Source organism: Ewingella sp. AOP8-B2-18 (assembly GCF_052376015.1).
GTDB lineage: Bacteria > Pseudomonadota > Gammaproteobacteria > Enterobacterales > Enterobacteriaceae > Ewingella > Ewingella allii.
Genome location: NZ_JBQSVB010000031.1, coordinates 1 through 4,678 on the forward strand (window position 1 = coordinate 1; position 4,678 = coordinate 4,678).

Sequence of the window (4,678 nt, forward strand, 5' to 3'; positions counted from 1 at the left end):
GTGGTTTTCTGGGGTATTTCCTCTCCGTTTCATCCTGTAGACACCGGAAACGCCGCGAGTCGTTTTTAGCGGTGCGCGGAAGAGATGTTATGGTAAATTAACCGTCCATTGATAAATGTTCCGAGAATACCCATGTAGGTGATGTTGTTTGATTTTTTATCTACACACTGCTTGATGGAGCTATTCATGAATGCTGATGAAGTAACAAAAATTCTTGCGCAATCGAGTCAAGATGATTGGATTGTGGATGATGAGACAGGATCGTTTACTTATAAAAATGATTTAGAACTGCACATTAAGAGAGCTGATTACGACGACTACAACTCGTTTAATGAGCCTTGGGCTGTTCGTCATCCTGATAGTAATGCGTGTTCAGTCGAGTACACCGTTAACTATGGTTCTTCGTTTGTTGATAGAAAAACCTTGGTTTCCGTCGATGGTCATCGTGCAACCTTGCCTATGCCTGCATCCGCAACTGATCTAAACGTGTCATCGGCAGATGTGAATTTTGCCAAAATTGTAAACATTGGCGATCGCGTTGATGAATACATTCAACGTTCTGGTCTTACGATTCAGCCCTAATTTAACGATAAGCCCGGCATCCAAATGCGGGCTGTTCCTGCATGTAACCAACATAACTAATCGGCTTTTTTCCTTACTGTATATATTGGCTTTTTGTGTCGCGGCTTTCTTACTTGCTCGGACACAGAAGGACCAATTATGTCTAAATAATCTACAAGCTTTGTAAGGTCGTATATGTTGCGGCCACCATATCGGTTGTCGCTTTTTGATGTCGGTTTTTTATCTAAGAGATTAGCTTTTTCTAGGTCATTAATAGCCCTTTGCACTGTCCTTACTGAAACCCCCATCCGTATAGCTAGGCTCTCCATTGATGGATGCGGCCACTCCTGTAAATTCCACCAGTGTACTATGAGATTCAGCAAGGTATTGAATGCTACAGGGCTCAATTTCTTCTCATTTTGTATAAAAAACAACACAGTAGGCACCGCCGTCCACCCTAATGACAGACCTCCAGCCTTCCATTTTTTCTCTATCGTGTAACTCATTGATTGTCCTGTAAATGTTTTTTTTGAGAGATATATAATACGGATATTCATATGAATAGGGTGACACCAGCGCCATTATTACACAATTATAAAAGGCTAATCTGAGAATAGAAAAACATTTCTATCTGCATTAAATACGGAGTTAGTGATATGAAAACCAAACAAAATCATGATCTTGTAAAAGATACTGAAATATTTGGTGTATCCTTGTCTCTGTTGATTTCCAGAGCGAATGAGAGATCTGTTACAATGCCATCTGGTCTAAGTAGGGAGCAGAGAAGGGCATGGGCAGCGGATCAAGCACGCAAAATCTACAATTGAATGTTGTCTCTTTCTCTGAGACATTCAATCTTTATTACACATCCCGCTTTTCTCAAAAAACACTCGATAAAATCGATGATTTCATCGAACACTTCGAGAAGTACAATCTTTTTGGCGATGCCTTAAAAGGCCATCCGGCTTGGATTGGCAAGGTATCGCCATCTTGGAAAGTGCCTGACAGTTACGAAAACAAAGAAGCTATTGAAGAACATGCCAGGGCTAATAAATTGTGGCATGCCCATATAGGCGATCCCGTTTTCATCGATACATTTCACGGGAAGTACAAAGTCTCTGATTGGGTCATCCACTTTCAACGTCTAGCGCCGAACCATATAAAACTGTTAGAGCTTGGGTATCATGACCCTATGCAACTCCCCCAAAATTTCGAATGATCTCTTGTTCGGATGAATGATCCCTTGAGATTCGTTTACCCTCGTCGTAATCTCTTGCTGTGAAAACGAAAAAACCACCCGGCAAGGTGGCTTTTTCGAAGGTTCGCAAGAGTTGACGCTCTTTTGAACCGCGGTAACTGGCTTGGAGGAGCACAGTCACCAAAACTGTCCTTTCAGTGTAGCCTTATCGCACCCGAAACTTCAAGACTCTCCTCCTCTAAACCTGTTACCAATGGCTGCTGCCAGTGGCGCTTTGTCGTGTCTTTCCGGATTGGACTCAAGTTGATAGTTACCGGATAAGGCGCAGCGGTCGGACTGAACGGGGGGTTCGTGCATACAGTCCAGCTTGGAGCGAACTGCCTACCCGGAACTGAGTGTCAGGCGTGGAATGAGACAAACGCGGCCATAACAGCGGAATGACACCGGTAAACCGAAAGGCAGGAACAGGAGAGCGCACGAGGGAGCTACCAGGGGGAAACGCCTGGGATCTTTATAGTCCTGTCGGGTTTCGCCGCCACTGATTTGAGCGTCAGATTTCGTGATGCTTGTCAGGGGGGCGGAGCCTATGGAAAAACGGCAACGCCGCATCCTTTTCCCTGCCTCTCCTGATTGTTCCGTTATCCATTTACCTCGTTATATGTGCGCCGGTAACGCCCGCCGCAGTCTCACGGCAGGAGCGTAGCGACCGAGTGAGCGAGGAGGCGTAATTTCATCGGTTCCTGCATTTTGCACTTACGCCCCGCAGCTGCATTTTAACCCTGTCACATGAAGCACTTCCCCTAATTACCACCTCGATTTACCATATTAAGCCAGTATACACTCCGCTAGCGCTACGTGACTGGTTCAGGGCTGCGCCCCGAAACCCGCTAAAACCACTGACGCGCCTGCGGCTTGTCCAACACCGCGCCGCCCGGGAAAGCATTTCCCGCCCGTCCCGGCGTTATCAGGAGGCTGGATTGGCAGATAAACGCAGCAAGATGCTCACGATGTGGGTAACGGAAGATGAGCACCGGCGTCTGCTGGAGCGCTGCGAGGGTAAACAGCTCGCAGCCTGGATGCGCCAGACGTGCCTGGACGAGAAGCCAGCGCGTGTCGGCAAACTTCCGTCGATCTCGCCGGCGCTGCTTCGTCAGCTTGCCGGCATGGGGAACAACCTCAACCAGATTGCCCGGCAGGTTAACGGGAGTGGCGGTACCGGACATGACCGGGTGCAGGTTATCGCCGCGCTGATGGCCATCGATGCCGGACTCGAGCGGCTGCGGCACGCGGTGCTGGAAAAGGGGGCAGACGATGATCGTTAAGTTTCACCCGCGAGGGCGCGGGGGCGGAGCGGGTCCGGTGGATTATCTGCTGGGGAAAGATCGGCAGCGCGAAGGCGCCAGCGTTCTGCAGGGGAAGCCGGAAGAAGTCCGGGAGCTTATCGACGCCTCGCCCTATGCCAAAAAATACACCTCCGGGGTGCTGTCGTTTGCCGAGCAGGACTTACCACCGGGTCAGCGTGAAAAACTGATGGCGAGCTTCGAGCGGGTTCTGATGCCCGGACTCGATAAAGACCAGTACAGCGTGCTGTGGGTTGAGCACCAGGACAAAGGGCGGCTGGAGCTGAATTTCCTGATCCCGAACACGGAGCTGCTGACCGGCAAACGGCTCCAGCCGTATTACGACCGGGCCGACCGTCCGCGCATCGATGCCTGGCAGACGATCGTGAACGGCAGGCTGGGGCTGCACGATCCGAACGCGCCGGAAAACCGGCGTGCGCTGGTGACGCCGTCCGCGCTGCCGGAAGCGAAGCAGGAAGCCGCTCAGGCGATTACGCGGGGTTTACTGGCGTTAGCCTCGACCGGGGAGCTGAAAACGCGTCAGGACGTGACTGAGGCGCTGGAACTTGCTGGTTTTGAGGTGGTGCGCACGACGAAAAGCAGCATCAGCATTGCCGACCCGGACGGGGGGCGAAACATCCGACTGAAGGGAGCCATCTATGAACAGTCTTTTAACGCTGGCGAAGGACTTAGAGCAGAAATCGAAAGCGCAGCAGCAGAGTACCGGCGAGATGCTGAAAGCCGCATTCAGCGAGCACGAACAGTGTGTAAAAGCGGAATTGAAAGCCAGCGCGAAGCGAATCAGCAACGCTATCAGCGCTCACGAACAGGGGATGAACGCCGCCATGCAGTCGAACCGGCTGAGCGTGCTGCGTATGGTAGGGCGGACGTGGCTCACGATTACCCTGGTCTCGGTGCTGCTGATAGGGACGAGCGGGAGCGTGCTGTGGTGGCAGGGGCAGCAGATAGTCGACAACTACGAGACCCTCCGGGAGCAGAAGGCCACGCAGGCCATGCTGTCGGAGAAGAACAGCGGTGTGCAACTGTCGACATGCGGGGACGCGGGGCGACGCTGCGTGAAGGTGAACACGGAGGCGGGACGATACGGCGAGGATTCGAGCTGGATGATACTGGCGGGGAAATAGCACATGACGGAGCTGGAAAAACAGTTGCTGAGCGCATTAGAGCAGCTACAGCAGGACTACTCGAAAAGGCTGGGCGAGTGGGAGAACGCCTTCGCGGAATGGCGGACGATGTCTGGTCTTATGCAACGGGAGAACGCGGCGCTGAGCGAGCGCGTATCGAGTTTGAGCAGGCAGGTGCAGAGTTTGAGCGAGCAGCTGCGCCGGTTGTCGAAAGGCTGAGCGCGATTGAGGCACACCGGCAGCAGGAGCGCGCGGTGCAGCACCAGAAAACGCTGGAGCTGGAACGCTCAAGGCAGAAACAGCGGCAAGGGCCGACGATGGAGCTGTGAAGTGACGAAAACAGGGCTTTGATACCCTGTTTTCTGCGTAACCGGTGCGCATTCACCTGGCTGCATAGGTATGCATCAGGCTAAACTTTATCAGGCGCGTTTCCG

At 52.1% G+C, this 4,678-nt stretch carries 6 protein-coding genes; 4 read left to right on the forward strand and 2 right to left on the reverse strand.

All coding sequences use genetic code 11. The annotated features are described in order from the left end of the window. The first annotated feature begins 186 nt into the window (after positions 1-186). Positions 187-582 carry a hypothetical protein gene (locus ACT3RR_RS22690; RefSeq protein ID WP_241173955.1) on the forward strand — a complete coding sequence of 132 codons (396 nt, stop codon included), beginning with the start codon at positions 187-189 and terminating at the stop codon, positions 580-582. Positions 583-638: 56 nt separating this feature from the next. Here the strand turns inward: ACT3RR_RS22690 and ACT3RR_RS22695 are convergent, their stop codons facing one another. Beyond that, positions 639-1,067, reverse strand: a complete 429-nt coding sequence (locus tag ACT3RR_RS22695; RefSeq protein WP_241173956.1) for a helix-turn-helix domain-containing protein — start codon at positions 1,065-1,067, stop codon at positions 639-641. A 284-nt stretch (positions 1,068-1,351) separates the two neighbouring features. Between ACT3RR_RS22695 and ACT3RR_RS22700 the strand changes: the two genes are divergently transcribed. Further along, positions 1,352-1,780, forward strand: coding sequence for a hypothetical protein (locus ACT3RR_RS22700; RefSeq protein ID WP_241173957.1), 429 nt, complete (start codon positions 1,352-1,354; stop codon positions 1,778-1,780). Between the two features lie 201 nt (positions 1,781-1,981). Here the strand turns inward: ACT3RR_RS22700 and ACT3RR_RS22705 are convergent, their stop codons facing one another. After that, positions 1,982-2,116 carry a replication initiation protein gene (locus tag ACT3RR_RS22705; protein WP_094102272.1) on the reverse strand — a complete coding sequence of 45 codons (135 nt, stop codon included), beginning with the start codon at positions 2,114-2,116 and terminating at the stop codon, positions 1,982-1,984. A 641-nt stretch (positions 2,117-2,757) separates the two neighbouring features. On the opposite strand from ACT3RR_RS22705, the gene ACT3RR_RS22710 reads away from it, so the two are divergent. Continuing rightward, positions 2,758-3,081, forward strand: a complete 324-nt coding sequence (locus ACT3RR_RS22710) for a MobC family plasmid mobilization relaxosome protein (protein ID WP_207212943.1) — start codon at positions 2,758-2,760, stop codon at positions 3,079-3,081. Continuing rightward, positions 3,071-4,573: a plasmid mobilization relaxase MbeA gene (gene mbeA, locus ACT3RR_RS22715; protein ID WP_444529318.1), complete on the forward strand. Its 1,503-nt coding sequence runs from the start codon at positions 3,071-3,073 to the stop codon at positions 4,571-4,573. Before ACT3RR_RS22710 ends, mbeA begins: the two co-directional genes overlap by 11 nt. Positions 4,574-4,678: the final 105 nt, after the last annotated feature.

What these genes read in the sequence shown, in the direction of transcription:
- ACT3RR_RS22690 (WP_241173955.1), top strand. Translation starts at nt 187, where the DNA reads ATGAATGCTGATGAAGTAACAAAAATTCTTGCGCAATCGAGTCAAGAT.
- ACT3RR_RS22695 (WP_241173956.1), bottom strand. Translation starts at nt 1,067, where the DNA reads ATGAGTTACACGATAGAGAAAAAATGGAAGGCTGGAGGTCTGTCATTA.
- ACT3RR_RS22700 (WP_241173957.1), top strand. Translation starts at nt 1,352, where the DNA reads ATGGGCAGCGGATCAAGCACGCAAAATCTACAATTGAATGTTGTCTCT.
- ACT3RR_RS22705 (WP_094102272.1), bottom strand. Translation starts at nt 2,116, where the DNA reads ATGCACGAACCCCCCGTTCAGTCCGACCGCTGCGCCTTATCCGGTAAC.
- ACT3RR_RS22710 (WP_207212943.1), top strand. Translation starts at nt 2,758, where the DNA reads ATGCTCACGATGTGGGTAACGGAAGATGAGCACCGGCGTCTGCTGGAG.
- mbeA (WP_444529318.1), top strand. Translation starts at nt 3,071, where the DNA reads ATGATCGTTAAGTTTCACCCGCGAGGGCGCGGGGGCGGAGCGGGTCCG.